Source organism: Streptomyces solicamelliae (genome assembly GCF_045348655.1).
Lineage (GTDB): Bacteria > Actinomycetota > Actinomycetes > Streptomycetales > Streptomycetaceae > Streptomyces > Streptomyces solicamelliae.
Genome location: NZ_CP160404.1, coordinates 2,824,518 through 2,838,487 on the forward strand (window position 1 = coordinate 2,824,518; position 13,970 = coordinate 2,838,487).

The 13,970-nt window shown below is 71.0% G+C and carries 11 protein-coding genes and 1 tRNA gene; 6 read left to right on the plus strand and 6 right to left on the minus strand.

Annotated features, from left to right (window positions below; genetic code table 11):
* Nucleotides 1-231: 231 nt before the first annotated feature.
* Nucleotides 232-1,617, minus strand: a complete 1,386-nt coding sequence (locus tag ABZO31_RS12980; RefSeq protein ID WP_406861313.1) for a cystathionine beta-synthase — start codon at nucleotides 1,615-1,617, stop codon at nucleotides 232-234.
* A 115-nt stretch (nucleotides 1,618-1,732) separates the two neighbouring features.
* Between ABZO31_RS12980 and ABZO31_RS12985 the strand changes: the two genes are divergently transcribed.
* The 3 genes from ABZO31_RS12985 (at nucleotide 1,733) to ABZO31_RS12995 (ending at nucleotide 5,254) form a co-directional block, all read left to right on the plus strand.
* Nucleotides 1,733-2,746, plus strand: a complete 1,014-nt coding sequence (locus tag ABZO31_RS12985) for an SGNH/GDSL hydrolase family protein (RefSeq protein WP_406861314.1) — start codon at nucleotides 1,733-1,735, stop codon at nucleotides 2,744-2,746.
* Between the two features lie 135 nt (nucleotides 2,747-2,881).
* The gene (locus ABZO31_RS12990) at nucleotides 2,882-4,102 is read left to right on the plus strand and encodes an acetyl-CoA C-acetyltransferase (RefSeq protein WP_406861315.1); all 1,221 of its coding nucleotides are present in this window, start codon (nucleotides 2,882-2,884) and stop codon (nucleotides 4,100-4,102) included.
* Between the two features lie 243 nt (nucleotides 4,103-4,345).
* Nucleotides 4,346-5,254 carry a hypothetical protein gene (locus ABZO31_RS12995; RefSeq protein ID WP_406861316.1) on the plus strand — a complete coding sequence of 303 codons (909 nt, stop codon included), beginning with the start codon at nucleotides 4,346-4,348 and terminating at the stop codon, nucleotides 5,252-5,254.
* A gap of 21 nt (nucleotides 5,255-5,275) precedes the next feature.
* Here the strand turns inward: ABZO31_RS12995 and ABZO31_RS13000 are convergent, their stop codons facing one another.
* Nucleotides 5,276-5,605 carry a hypothetical protein gene (locus ABZO31_RS13000; protein ID WP_406861317.1) on the minus strand — a complete coding sequence of 110 codons (330 nt, stop codon included), beginning with the start codon at nucleotides 5,603-5,605 and terminating at the stop codon, nucleotides 5,276-5,278.
* 99 nt (nucleotides 5,606-5,704) lie between these two features.
* On the opposite strand from ABZO31_RS13000, the gene ABZO31_RS13005 reads away from it, so the two are divergent.
* The gene (locus ABZO31_RS13005; RefSeq protein WP_318106436.1) at nucleotides 5,705-5,935 is read left to right on the plus strand and encodes a DUF4287 domain-containing protein; all 231 of its coding nucleotides are present in this window, start codon (nucleotides 5,705-5,707) and stop codon (nucleotides 5,933-5,935) included.
* 63 nt (nucleotides 5,936-5,998) lie between these two features.
* Here the strand turns inward: ABZO31_RS13005 and ABZO31_RS13010 are convergent, their stop codons facing one another.
* Nucleotides 5,999-6,895 carry a Bax inhibitor-1/YccA family membrane protein gene (locus ABZO31_RS13010; protein ID WP_406861318.1) on the minus strand — a complete coding sequence of 299 codons (897 nt, stop codon included), beginning with the start codon at nucleotides 6,893-6,895 and terminating at the stop codon, nucleotides 5,999-6,001.
* Nucleotides 6,896-7,047: 152 nt separating this feature from the next.
* A tRNA-Leu gene (locus ABZO31_RS13015) sits at nucleotides 7,048-7,129 on the minus strand.
* 388 nt (nucleotides 7,130-7,517) lie between these two features.
* Between ABZO31_RS13015 and ABZO31_RS13020 the strand changes: the two genes are divergently transcribed.
* Nucleotides 7,518-8,288 carry an ABC transporter ATP-binding protein gene (locus tag ABZO31_RS13020; protein ID WP_406861319.1) on the plus strand — a complete coding sequence of 257 codons (771 nt, stop codon included), beginning with the start codon at nucleotides 7,518-7,520 and terminating at the stop codon, nucleotides 8,286-8,288.
* A 74-nt stretch (nucleotides 8,289-8,362) separates the two neighbouring features.
* Entirely contained in the window at nucleotides 8,363-10,894 is a 2,532-nt protein-coding gene (locus tag ABZO31_RS13025) for an ABC transporter permease (protein ID WP_406861320.1), read from the plus strand.
* A 75-nt stretch (nucleotides 10,895-10,969) separates the two neighbouring features.
* On the opposite strand, the gene ABZO31_RS13030 is transcribed toward ABZO31_RS13025, so the two are convergent.
* A complete protein-coding gene (locus tag ABZO31_RS13030) occupies nucleotides 10,970-12,292 on the minus strand; it encodes a class I SAM-dependent methyltransferase (protein WP_406861321.1) in 1,323 nt (440 codons plus the stop codon).
* A 193-nt stretch (nucleotides 12,293-12,485) separates the two neighbouring features.
* Nucleotides 12,486-13,868 (minus strand): NAD(P)/FAD-dependent oxidoreductase, encoded by a 1,383-nt coding sequence (locus tag ABZO31_RS13035; RefSeq protein ID WP_406861322.1) that lies wholly within the window; start codon nucleotides 13,866-13,868, stop codon nucleotides 12,486-12,488.
* Nucleotides 13,869-13,970: the final 102 nt, after the last annotated feature.

Genomic DNA, 13,970 nt, shown 5'->3' on the forward strand with positions numbered 1-13,970 from the left:
CCCCCATCACTGGGGGGCGGGACGACGGCGGTCCCCGCGGGGGACACGGGCCCGGGTCAGGGCCGGTCTCCGCGTCCGCGGCGTGCAGGGAGGTCCGGGAGCCGCTCCGGTGGTCCGTGACGCCGACGAGTAAGACTCTGCCGGACGCGTGTTAAGCAGGTGCTGCGGGTACGTGTCCGGCCCGTACCGTTTGCGCGAACCGCAGCAACCCGCCCGTCACGTGACGCTGCGTTACTTCGCGCCGTCCTTGGCGAGGAAGGCCAGCAGGTCCTGGCGGCTGACGACGCCGGTGGGCTTACCCTCGACCAGCACGATCGCCGCGTCCGCCTCGCCGAGCACGGACATCAGGTCGGCGACCGGCTCGCCGGAGCCGACCTGCGGCAGCGGCGCGCTCATGTGCTGCTCCAGGGCGTCCTCCAGGGACGCCTTCTTGGTGAAGAGGTGGTCGAGCAGCTCGCGCTCCACGACCGAGCCGACGACCTCGGCGGCCATCACGTCGGGGTGGCCGGCGCCCGGCTTCACGATCGGCATCTGCGAGACGCCGTACTCGCGCAGCACCTCGATGGCCTGGCCGACGGTCTCGTCCGGGTGCATGTGCACGAGGGACGGCAGGCCGCCCGACTTGTGGCGCAGCACGTCGGCGACGGTGGCGGAGGTGGTGTCCTCCAGGAAGCCGTAGTCGGCCATCCACTCGTCGTTGAAGATCTTCGACAGGTAGCCGCGGCCGGAGTCCGGCAGCAGCACGACCACGACGTCGTCCGGGCCGAGGTCCTTGGCGACCTCGAGGGCGGCCACGACCGCCATGCCGCAGGAGCCGCCGACCAGCAGGCCCTCCTCCTTGGCGAGGCGGCGGGTCATCTGGAAGGAGTCCTTGTCGGACACCGGGACGATGCCGTCGGCGACGTTCCGGTCGTAGGCGGTGGGCCAGAAGTCCTCGCCGACGCCCTCGACCAGGTACGGGCGGCCGGAGCCGCCGGAGTAGACGGAGCCCTCGGGGTCGGCGCCGATGACCTTGACCCTGCCGTCGGAGACGTCCTTGAGGTAGTTGCCGGTGCCGGAGATGGTGCCGCCGGTGCCGACGCCCGCGACGAAGTGGGTGATCTTCCCGTCCGTCTGCTCCCAGAGCTCGGGACCGGTGGTCTCGTAGTGGGAGCGCGGGTTGTTCGGGTTGGAGTACTGGTCCGGCTTCCAGGCGCCCTCGGTCTCACGGACGAGGCGGTCCGAGACGTTGTAGTAGGAGTCCGGGTGCTCGGGGTCGACGGCGGTCGGGCAGACCACGACCTCGGCGCCGTACGCGCGCAGCACGTTGATCTTGTCCGTGGACACCTTGTCCGGGCAGACGAAGATGCACTTGTAGCCCTTCTGCTGGGCCACGATGGCGAGGCCGACGCCGGTGTTGCCCGACGTGGGCTCGACGATCGTGCCGCCGGGCTTGAGCTCACCGCTCGCCTCGGCCGCCTCGATCATGCGCAGGGCGATGCGGTCCTTGACCGAGCCGCCGGGGTTGAAGTACTCGACCTTGGCCAGGACGGTCGCCGAAATACCCTCTGTGACGCTGTTGAGCTTCACCAGCGGGGTATTGCCGACGAGGCTGATCATCGAGTCGTGGAATTGCACCTGAATCTCCGGGGTCTCCGTAGTGATACAGCCAGCGTATGCGTAGTCGGAGCAGGTTACGGGGCAGTTACTCCCTGAACGGCTTGAAGCAGCTTCAAGGGAGGTGGCTGCCCTGATGTCCAGAGCGAGGGTGGCGCGCCGGATCGCGGCGGGCGCGGCGTACGGCGGAGGCGGGATCGGGCTTCTCGGGGTGGCGACGGTGGGCGTCCTGCTGGCCGAGGTGCAGCTGGCCAGGCGGTCGGTGGGTGGCGGCGTGGCACCGCTGGCACCGGCGGCGGACGGCCGCTACGGGCGGTCGTTCGAGCAGCCGGCGAGCGGGGAGGAGCCGCTGCGGCTGGCCCTTCTGGGTGATTCGACGGCAGCCGGGCAGGGGGTGCGCCGGGCGGGTCAGACGCCGGGGGCGCTGCTGGCCTCGGGGCTGGCGGCGGTCGCGGAGCGGCCGGTGGACCTGCGGAACGTGGCGCTGCCGGGGGCGCGCTCGGACGACCTGGACCGGCAGGTGTCGCTGCTGCTCTCGTGGGCGGGCGGGCCGCCGGACGTGTGCGTGATCATGATCGGCGCGAACGACGTGACGCACCGGATGCCGGCGACGGAGTCGGTGCGGCACCTGGCGGGGGCGGTGCGGCGGCTGCGGACGGCGGGTGCGGAGGTGGTGGTCGGCACGTGCCCGGATCTGGGGACGATCGAGCCGGTGTACCAGCCGCTGCGCTGGCTGGCGCGGCGGGCCTCGCGGCAGCTGGCGGCGGCGCAGACGATCGTGGTGGTGGAGCAGGGCGGGCGCACGGTGTCGCTGGGCGATCTGCTGGGCCCGGAGTTCGCGGCGAACCCGCGGGAGATGTTCGGGGTGGACAATTTCCACCCCTCGGCGGAGGGGTACGCGACAGCCGCGATGGCCGTCCTGCCGACGGTCTGCGCGTCCCTGGGCGTCTGGCCGGAGGAGGAGCGCCTGGAGGTCGACCGCCGCGAGGGCATGCTCCCGGTCGCGAAGGCGGCGGCGGAGGCGGCCGCGGAGGCCGGCACGGAGGTCACGGGCGCCCGCGCCCCATGGGCCCTGCTCAAACACCGCCGTCGGCGTCGCGTCGCCACCCCGACGGAGGCCCCGTCCCCGACGGACGCGCCCACGCCGTAGGGGACACGGAAGGAGACCGCCTGAGCGAGCGCTTAGAAAAGAGGCTTGTGTCACACCTTCCGGGCGGTGACCCGTGCCGTACGGACAGGTAGCTTCGCTAGCAGTCTCCCGTCGCCGCACCCTCATGGAGTCGTGATGCCCGAAGCCGTCATCGTCTCGACCGCCCGTTCCCCGATCGGCCGGGCCTTCAAGGGCTCCCTGAAGGACCTGCGTCCGGACGACCTGACCGCCACGATCATCCAGGCCGCCCTCGCCAAGGTCCCCGAGCTCGACCCGCGCGACATCGACGACCTGATGCTCGGCTGCGGTCTGCCCGGCGGCGAGCAGGGCAACAACCTGGGCCGCGTCGTCGCCATCCAGATGGGGATGGACCACCTCCCCGGCTGCACGATCACCCGCTACTGCTCGTCCTCCCTGCAGACCTCCCGCATGGCGCTGCACGCCATCAAGGCCGGCGAGGGCGACGTCTTCATCTCCGCCGGTGTCGAGACGGTGTCCCGCTTCGCGAAGGGCAACTCCGACTCCCTGCCGGACACGCACAACCCGCTGTTCGCCGACGCCGAGGCCCGTACCGCCGAGGTCGCCGCCTCCGAGGGCTCGTCCTGGCACGACCCGCGCGAGGACGGCCTGGTCCCGGACGCCTACATCACGATGGGCCAGACCGCGGAGAACCTGGCCCGCCTGAAGGGCATCAGCCGCCGCGAGATGGACGAGTTCGGCGTCCGGTCCCAGAACCTCGCCGAGGAAGCCCTCAAGAACGGCTTCTGGGAGCGCGACATCACGCCGGTGACGCTGCCCGACGGCACCGTCGTCTCCAAGGACGACGGCCCGCGCGCCGGCGTCACCCTGGAGGGCGTGGAGGGCCTGAAGCCGGTCTTCCGCCCCGACGGCCTGGTCACCGCCGCCAACTGCTGCCCGCTCAACGACGGCGCCGCCGCGCTCGTGATCATGTCCGACACCAAGGCCCGCGAGCTCGGCCTGACCCCGCTGGCCCGGATCGTCTCCACCGGCGTCTCCGGCCTCTCCCCCGAGATCATGGGTCTCGGCCCGGTCGAGGCGTCCAAGCAGGCCCTGGGCCGCGCCGGCCTGACCGTCGACGACATCGACCTGTTCGAGATCAACGAGGCCTTCGCCGCGCAGGTGATCCCCTCGTACCAGGACCTGGGCATCCCGCTCGACAAGCTGAACGTCAACGGCGGCGCGATCGCCGTCGGCCACCCCTTCGGCATGACCGGCGCCCGCATCACCGGCACGCTGATCAACAGCCTCCAGTTCCACGACAAGCAGTTCGGCCTGGAGACCATGTGCGTCGGCGGCGGCCAGGGCATGGCCATGGTCATCGAGCGGCTGAGCTAGTGGTCCGCGGACGCGCCGGCTAACCACCCCGCGTCCAAGCCGTGACCGAATCTCCCCCAGGATGTGACATACATCCCGGGGGAGAGTCGTTTTCCCAGGTCACACCCGTTTCGGGACTAAACACCGGGCCCAAATACCTGTCCATTTCGTGACGTAATGCACTGACAGGGGGTCCCGTCCCGGGACAAGCTGATGTAGGAAGTCGGGGGATCGACTCGGATTGGGAGTACGTCAGTGAGCGCCATGTCTCTTGCCCTGCTGGTGACCACGGCCGCCGCCACGGTGGTGGGCGCCGCTGCCCTGCACGCCGCCCACGGTCTCCGTAAGCAGGTCACCGCCCTGCGCAGCGATCTCGCCGCCGCGCAGGGGCCCACCGTCCCGCACGCCCGGCAGTCCCCCGCCGTCGAGATACGGGAGGCCGTCGCCGAGGCCCTGGCCGAGGAGCGCGAGCGCGAGCTCGCCGAGGCGCGGGCCTTCTGGGCCGCGCAGGAGGCCCGGGACGCCGCGGACGCCCCGTCCGTGCTCGGCGGCCTGGCCGGCCCCGGCGAGGACGGCGGCCCGTACTACGTGCCCCGCCAGGCCGACTTCGCGGGCCTTGAGGCGCTCGGCCTGGAGGCCATGGAGCTGGAGGCCGCCGCACTGGAGGCCGCGTCCCTGGACGGCTCGGCCCTCGACGGCCCGGCGCTGGACGGCGCGAGCCTGGAGGCCGCCGCCCTGGAAGACGTCCTGGACGACATCCCGGAGCTCACCGAGTACGCCGAGGACTCCCCCGAGCTCGCCGCGGCCCGCCGCCGCCACCCCTCGCACCCCGACTTCGTCCCGGTCCGCACCCCCGTGGTCACCGACCACGAGCGCACCGTGGCCCGCCTGGAGGAGCTCGCCGACGACCGCACGGCGCTCACCGACGTGCGCCCCGGACCGCTCGGCACCCTCGACGTGTACGTGTTCGCCGACGGCACCACGCTCTGCATGACCCCCGGCCACCGCGAGACCGCGGAGCGGCTCGCCGACGCGCTGCGCCAGGGCAAGGCCCCGGTCCTGCTCGGCGGCTCGGGCGTCTCCGGCGCGTACGCGCTGACGTTCGCCTGCGGCGACGCCGAGGACGACGACAACGTCTACATCCTCGCGGACCGCGTGATCGCCTCCCTGTAGCCGCAGGGCCAGGACAAGGCCCTAGAGCCCTGACCGCCCCTGCGCCTCCCGCACCTCCCGTACGGCCTCGTCCAGCTCCCCCTCGGGGACGCCTGACGGGGCCGTTCGCAGAATCTCCGCCAAATCGTTCCCGGCGACGACCAGTTGGTCGGCGACCGTGAACACCCCCGCGTCCGGCATGATCCGCGGCTCGCTGCCGGGCTCCTCCAGGCGCTGCGCGCGCCGGGACAACTCCCTGGCCAGGGCCAGCCCCTCGGCCGCCGCGCCGCGCTGCAGCCGGCTCTGCGGGGCGGCTCGCAGACGGTCGGCGAAGCGTTCCACCGCAGCGATCAGCTCTCCCATTTCAGCCATGTCCAGACCCTAGTGGCCCCGCCGGGGCTGTTGCCAACGGCGGAACGGTCAGGCACGGTGACGGGAAGGAGCAACGGCAACACGCGTCCGGAGGCGCCGATGTCCCATGTCTTCTCCGAAGAGACCCACCGCAATCTGCTCGCCCGCATCCCCCATTGCACCGGTCGTGAAGTGGCCGACTGGCTGCGCACCGTGGAGGAAGGCCCCTCCCTCGTCCGCTTCGAGGAGAAGGTGAGCTGGCTCCGCGGGGAGCACGACCTCGCGTACGGACACGCGAAGGCGATCATCCACGAGTACGACCTTCGCCGAGCCGCCCGCCGGCTTCTCTGAGCGGACAGCGGAAGGGCCCGCCCGGCGGAAGCCGGACGGGCCCTTCGCACACAGCCGTGGCGATTAATCGTCGCCGGAGAAGATCGCGACGAGGCGCAGCATCTCCAGGTAGATCCAGACCAGCGACATGGTCAGGCCGAAGGCGGCCAGCCAGGACTCCTCGCGCGGAGCGCCGTAGGCGACGCCGTCCTCGATCTGCTTGAAGTCGAGGGTGAGGAAGAAGCAGCCGATCAGGATCGCCAGGATGCCGACGATCGCGCCGAGCGGGCCGAAGCTCCGCAGGCCACCGTCGTCGACCGCGCCGAAGACGCTGAGCAGCAGGTTGACGGCCATGACGACGACGAACGCGATCGCGATCGTCATGCCGATGCGCGCGTAGCGGGCGGTGACCCGGATCCAGCGCTGCTTGTACATGAACAGCGTGGCGCCGGAGACCGCCATGGTGCCGAGCACGGCCTGGAAGGGCGCGCCGGACCAGCGGGCGTTGAACATCTCGCTGATCACGCCGAGGAAGATGCCCTCGAACGCGGCGTAGCCGATGATCAGCGCGGGCGACGGGGTCCGCTTGAACGACTGGACGATCGCCAGCACGAAGGCCACCAGGGCGGCGCCGACGGCCAGCGCGTAGCTGGTCGTGGAGACCGGCAGCAGCGTCCAGGCGAGGACGGCACCGATGACGACGGTGCCGAGGGTGATGGCCGTACGCGTGACGACGTCGTCCATCGTCATGGCGCCCGTGCGGGCCGGCGCGGGCGCGCCGTACTGCGTGTCCGCGGGGGCGTACGGGTTGGTGGCGTACGGGTTGCCGGCGCCCTGGGCGTACGGGTCGGCCGTGCCCTGCGCGTACGGGTTCGTCCCGACGGCGGGGCCCCCGGCCTGCGGCTGCTGCGCGTTGAAGCCCGCGTAGCCGTTGTCGCGGCTGAACCCCCGTCGCGAGAAGACCGGGTTGCTGCTCCTCATCTCACTCCTCCATGGCCGCACTGCGCGGCCTTGCGTCAAGAGTAATGCGGAAGCAAAAGAATCTCCCTAGTGCTCCGGGAGGAGATTTCCCGACCTCGGGGTGGCCGTCCGGGGGCCTGTCAGGGTGCCTCCGGGGACGTATGGGGAGAAAGTGCCCGGAACCGGACTCGAACCGGTACGGCCCGAAGGCCAGCGAGGTTTAAGCTCGCCGTGTCTGCATTCCACCATCCGGGCGTGACGCGCGGTGTCCGCGTGCGCACACGAGCCTATCGGGACGCGTCCCTCGTTCAGCGGAACACTGACCCGATGTTGTCTTATTTTATTGACGTCTGAGGGTGCGTCAGTGCAGGTCGGAGCCGTTCTGGCGAGAAGTCGCGGGGCTCGCAGGCGCAAAGATGTACACGCGGGAATGACGAAAAGTCGCCGCCTGGTGACGCATTCCCCCTCGGGGTACCCCCCGCCCGGGCGGGCTCGGGGTCACCGTCATACCTCAGGATGAGGAGGCCGGGAGCCGGTCCGACTCGAGACTGCCCCGGGAACGGGCACGTGGACGGACGACCGCCGGACGGACGGCCGAGACGATGGAACGGTTCCGCAAGCGCTCGTTCCGACAGGAGTCCCCGTGACCACCACCCCGACCGTGCCCCGCGTCACCGCGGCGGCCGCCCGCGCCATGGATCTGACCAAGGTGTACGGACAGGGCGAGACCCAGGTGGTCGCCCTCGACCGGGTCACCGTGGACTTCCGGCAGGGCGAGTTCACCGCGATCATGGGCCCCTCGGGCTCCGGGAAGTCGACGCTGATGCACTGCGTCGCGGGCCTGGACTCCTTCAGCTCCGGCTCGGTCCGGATCGGCGAGACCGAACTGGGCAGCCTCAAGGACAAGCAGCTGACCCAGCTGCGCCGGGACAAGATCGGCTTCATCTTCCAGGCGTTCAACCTGCTGCCGACGCTGAGCGCCCTGGAGAACATCACGCTGCCGATGGACATCGCCGGCCGCAAGCCCGACCAGCAGTGGCTGAACCAGGTCATCGAGATGATCGGCCTCTCCGGCCGGCTGAGCCACCGCCCCGCCCAGCTCTCCGGCGGCCAGCAGCAGCGCGTCGCCGTGGCCCGCGCCCTGGCCTCCCGCCCCGAGATCATCTTCGGCGACGAGCCCACCGGAAACCTCGACTCCCGCTCCGGCGCCGAGGTCCTGGGCTTCCTGCGCAACTCGGTGCGCGAGCTCGGCCAGACCGTCGTCATGGTCACCCACGACCCCGTCGCCGCCTCCTACGCGGACCGGGTGATCTTCCTCGCGGACGGCCGGATCGTCGACGAGATGCTGCGCCCCACCGCGGACGGCGTCCTCGACCGGATGAAGGCCTTCGACGCCAAGGGCCGTACGAGCTAGCCGACCCGCCGCGGGCGCGACCCGTCCCGCGCCCGGCCCGCATCCCGATCCTCTCCTCAGGACTTCACACCACCATGTTCCGTACAGCCCTGCGCAACGTGCTCGCGCACAAGGCCAGACTGCTGATGACCGTGCTCGCCGTGATGCTCGGCGTGGCCTTCGTCTCCGGCACCCTGGTCTTCACCGACACCCTCGGCAACGCCTTCCGCAGCCAGTCCGCCAAGAGCTACGACGACGTCGCCGTCGCCGTCAGCTCGAACCCCTCCCCCGAGGACCGCAAGACCCCCGGCCTCTCCCAGCAGGTGCTCGACAGGATCGGCGAGCTCGAAGGCGTCGAGTCCGTCACCGGCCGGGTCGACGGCTTCGCCGGCGTCGCCGACAAGGACGGCAAGCTGATCGGCGTCGGCTGGTCCAACAAGGGCACCAACTTCGCCCCCGGCAAGGACGGCAAGGACCCCGCGTACGACTTCACCGACGGCGCCGGCCCCGGCCGGGACAGCGAGGTCGCCCTCGACAAGGAGACCGCCGTCAAGGGCGGCTACCAGGTCGGCGACACCGTCCGCGTGGCCACCAACGGCCCGGTCCGCGAGTTCACCCTCTCCGGCGTCTTCACCACCGAGGACGGCGCGGTCAACGCCGGCGGCAGCCTGATCCTGTTCGACACCGCCGTGGCGCAGAAGCTGTACCTGCAGCCCGGCTGGTACGCGGACGCCAACGTGACCGCCGCGAAGGGCGCCGACGACACGGCGCTGGTCGACAAGATCGTCCCGCTGCTGCCGGACGCCGCCACCGCCCAGACCGGTCAGGCCCTCGCCGACCAGCAGGCGAAGGACATCGAGGCCGGCCTCGGCGCGCTCAATCAGGTGCTGCTCGGCTTCGCCGCCATCGCCCTGTTCGTCGGCGTCTTCCTGATCTCCAACACCTTCTCCATGCTGGTCGCCCAGCGCACCAAGGAACTCGCCCTGATGCGGGCCGTCGGCGCCTCGCGCCGCCAGATCACCCGCTCGGTGCTGATCGAGGCGTTCCTGGTCGGCCTGATCGCCTCCGCCGTCGGCTACGCCCTCGGCATCGGCCTGGCCGCCGGGCTGCGCTCGGGCATGTCCGCCTTCGGCATGAAGGTGCCGGACGGCCCGCTGATCCTCGGCATCACGCCGATCGTCGCGGCCCTCGCCGTCGGCGTGATCATCACGATGGTCGCCGCCTACCTGCCCGGCCGCCGGGCCGCGAAGATCCCGCCGGTGGCGGCGATGGGCAGCGTCCACGCGGTCGCCACCGTCAAGTCGCTGGTGCTGCGGAACACGATCGGCGGGCTGATCACCGCGATCGGCGCCGCGCTGATCGTCGCCGGCGCCTCCGAGGCGGGCGACACCGGCCGGATGCTGGTCGGCGGCGGAGCGTTCTGCGCCCTGGTCGGCGCGATCATCCTGATCCCGCTGCTCTCCCGCCCGGTGATCGCGCTGCTGAAGCCGGTCCTGAAGGGCTTCGGCGTGGCCGGCAAGCTGGCCGGCCAGAACGCGGTGCGCAACCCGCGCCGCACCGGCGCCACCGCCTCCGCGCTGGCCATCGGCCTCACCCTCGTCACCGGTCTGTCGGTGCTCGGCGCCACGGTCGGCACCGCCCTGGACAAGGCGACCGTGGACCAGGTCAAGGCCGACTACATGATCACCATGGCCGACGGCGCCGGCCCCGGCCTGGACGGCTCGGCCCTGGCCGCGCTGAAGAAGGCGCCGGGCGTCACCGCGGCCTCCCCGCAGCAGGCCGGCTACTTCGAGATCAAGGGCGAGTTCCGCTCGGCCTCCGGCGTCGCCCCCGGCGACGTCGAGCAGGTCCTGAACCTCAAGACCGTCGACGGCGATCTGGGCTCGCTCGCCCAGGGCAAGGTCGCGGTCGCGGACACCACCGCGAAGAAGCAGGGGTACAAGGTCGGCGACAGCCTGCCGGTCGTCTACGGCGACAAGAAGAAGGGCACGCTGACCGTCGGCGCGGTCTACGAGGAGAGCGCCTTCACCTCCCCGTACCTGCTGGACTCCCGGATCCTCGACGCCCACGAGGAGAAGCCGTACATCCCGCAGGTCTTCGTCAAGACGAAGGGCGGCGAGTCGGCCGCCAACGAGCAGGCGCTGGTCGACGCACTGGGCGACAACCCGGCCATGACCGTCATGGACAAGCAGGACATCCGTGACGCCTTCGGCGGCCCGATCAACCTAATGCTGAACATCATGTACGGCCTGCTCGCGATGGCCCTGATCATCGCCGTCCTCGGTGTCGTGAACACCCTCGCGATGTCGGTCTTCGAGCGCCAGCAGGAGATCGGCATGCTGCGGGCGATCGGTCTGGACCGCCGCCGGGTGAAGCGGATGGTCCGTCTGGAGGCCGTGGTCATCTCGGTGTTCGGCGCCGTGGTCGGCATCGGGCTCGGCTCGTTCCTCGGCTGGGCCGTCGGCGAGACCTTCAAGAGCAGCGTGCCCGGCTACGAGCTGGTCCTGCCGTGGGACCGGATCGGGATCTTCCTGGTCCTGGCCGGACTGGTCGGCGTGCTCGCCGCCCTCTGGCCGGCCCGCAGCGCGGCGCGGCTCAACATGCTGAACGCCATCAAGGCCGAGTAGCGACGGCGCCCCGCAGTACGGCGAAGGGCCGGGTTCCCACGGGGGAATCCGGCCCTTCGCCGTGCGTACGCGCCCTCAGCGCTCCTGCGGCGTCCCGTCCTCCCGCTCCGTCCACCGCCGCGGCCGCAGCGGCACCCCACTCGCCCCCGACTCCGGCGTCCTCACCGCCAGGAACTGGTTCACGCCGATCCGGTTGCGCTCGAAGGAGACCGCCGAGGCGGCCATGTACAGCCGCCAGATCCGGGCCCGGGCCGGCGAGGTGAGCCGGACCGCCCGCGCCCAGTGCTCCTCCAGGTTCGCCACCCACTCCCGCAGCGTCAGCGCGTAGTGCTCCCGGATGGCCTCCACGTCCCGGACCTCGAAGCCCGCCTCCTCCAGGGTGCTCAGGGTGCGGCCCATCGGGGCGAGCTCGCCGTCGGGGAAGACGTACGCGTCGATGAACGCGTCCACGTGGTACGCGTCCTCGTCGCGCTCCGGCCGCCGGGAGATCTGGTGGTTGAGCAGCCGCCCGCCGGGCCGGAGCAGGCCGTACAGGTCGTCCGCGTACTCCCGGTACTGCACCGAGCCGACGTGCTCGGCCATGCCGATCGACGAGATCGCGTCGTACGGGCCGTCCCTGACGTCCCGGTAGTCCTGGACGCGGATCTCGATCCGGTCCGCAAGACCCTCCTCGGCGATCCGCTTGCGGGCGAAGGCGGCCTGCTCGCGGGAGAGGGTGACGCCGACGACCTCGGCGCCGTACTCGCGGGCCGCGTGGATCGCCATGGAGCCCCAGCCGCAGCCCACGTCGAGCAGCCGGTCGCCGGGCTTCAGGTTCAGCTTGCGGGCGATCAGGTCCAGCTTGTCGCGCTGGGCGTCCTCCAGCGTCCCGCCGCCGGTCCAGTAGGCGCACGAGTAGACCATGGACGGCCCGAGGACCAGGGCGTAGAAGTCGTTGCCCACGTCGTAGTGGTGGCTGATCGCCCGTCTGTCGCGGCCCCGGGTGTGCAGCCGGCCGCTGCGCCGGCGCACCTCCTCGGCCGGCGGCGGGGGCGGCGGGAAGGGTCCGGCGAGCTTCAGCAGGGCCTTGCCGGCGGCCCGCAGCCGCGGGTCGAGGAGCGGGTGCACGGCGCGCTCCGCGTCATCGTCGCCGCGGTCCCAGATCAGTCCGGCGAGCCCGTCCAGGAGGGCGTACAGGTCGCCCTCGACGTCGATCTCACCGGCCACCCAGGCCCGTACGAGCCCCAGTTCGCCCGGTTTCCACAGCAGCCGGCGCAGGGCCCGACGGTGCCGGACGACGAGGACGGGCCCTCCGGGCGGCCCCGCCTCGCTGCCGTCCCAGGCACGCAGCCGGACCGGGAGCGGACTGCCCAGCAGGTCCTCGGCGAGAGCATTCAGCCGCTGTGCGGCGTCGGCCATGGCGCACACCTCCGTTGATGTCGTGCCCCAGCAGTTCATCCCCCGTCACCATGGGAACACCGTCGGTAGGGATTTCAGTCCCCTTGTGCACGCAACACCGTCCAAAACCCACCGAGGGGCCGTCCGCACCACGGATGGCGGACGGCCCCTGCGGGGGTGTTCGGTTGTGCGGTCGGGGCCGGAGCCCCGGGCCTCAGGAGGCCTTGGCCTTCTCCGGAGCAGCCGCCTTGGCGGGCGCCGGGGCCGGCTTGGCGGCCTCGTAGAACTCCTCGCGCGGCGTCTCCATGGCGCCGAGCGAGACGACCTCGCGCTTGAGGAACATCGCCAGGGTCCAGTCGGCGAAGACGCGGATCTTGCGGTTCCAGGTCGGCATGGCCATGCCGTGGTAGCCACGGTGCATGTACCAGGCCAGGCGGCCCTTGACCTTGATCTTCATCTTGCCCATGACGATCATGGCGACGCCCTTGTGCAGACCGAGACCCGCGACGGCGCCCTTGTTGGCGTGCTCGTAGGTCTTCTGCGGGAAGCCGCGCATGCCGGCCACCACGTTGTCACCGAGGACCTTGGCCTGGCGCAGGGCGTGCTGGGCGTTCGGCGGGCACCAGGCGTTCTCGACGCCGGCCTTGCGGGCGGCGACGTCCGGGACCTGGGCGTTGTCGCCCGCGGCCCAGATGTAGTCGGTGCCCTGGACCTGGAGCTTCTCCGAGGTGTCCACGTGGCCGCGGGGGCCGAGCGGCAGACCGAAGCGGGCCAGGGCCGGGTTCGGCTTGACGCCGGCGGTCCACACGATGGTGTTGGAGTCGACCTCGAGGCCGTTCTTCAGCACGACGTGGCCGTCGACGCAGGAGTCCATGGAGGTCGAGAGGTAGATCTCGATCCCGCGGCTCTCCAGGTGCTCCTTGCCGTACTGGCCGAGCTTGGGGCCGACCTCGGGAAGGATCTTGTCGGCCGCGTCCACCAGGATGAACCGCATGTCCTCGCGGGTCACGTTCTGGTAGTACTTCGCGGCGTCGCGGGCCATGTCCTCGACCTCGCCGATGGTCTCCGCGCCGGCGAAGCCGCCGCCCACGAAGACGAAGGTCAGCGCCTTACGGCGGACCTCCTCGTCGGTCGTCGAGTCGGCCTTGTCCAGCTGCTCGAGGACGTGGTTGCGCAGGCCGATGGCCTCCTCGATGCCCTTCATGCCGATGCCCTGCTCGGCGAGGCCGGGGATCGGGAAGGTACGGGAGATCGCGCCCATCGCGATGACCAGGTAGTCGAACGGCAGCTCGTACGCCTCGCCCACGAGGGGCGAGATCGTGGCGACCTTGCGGTCCTGGTCGATGGTGGTGACCCGGCCGGTGAGCACCTCCGCTCCGCGCACGACGCGTCGCAGCGGGACGACGACGTGGCGCGGCGAGATGCTGCCGGCGGCGGCTTCGGGGAGGAAGGGCTGGTAGGTCATGTACGACCGGGGGTCGACGACCGTGACGGTCGCCTCTCCGTAGCGCATCTTCTTGAGGATGCGCCGAGCTGCGTACAGGCCTACGTACCCACCGCCTACTACGAGGATCCTGGGACGCTCCGTGGTGCTCATGCCATCGAGTATCCACCCGCCCGGAGGGGGTCGCTCGTGCGCCCCTTCACAAGCTTGTGGACCACCTCTGCTACACTCCGCGGCCCACGTGACCCAGGTCAT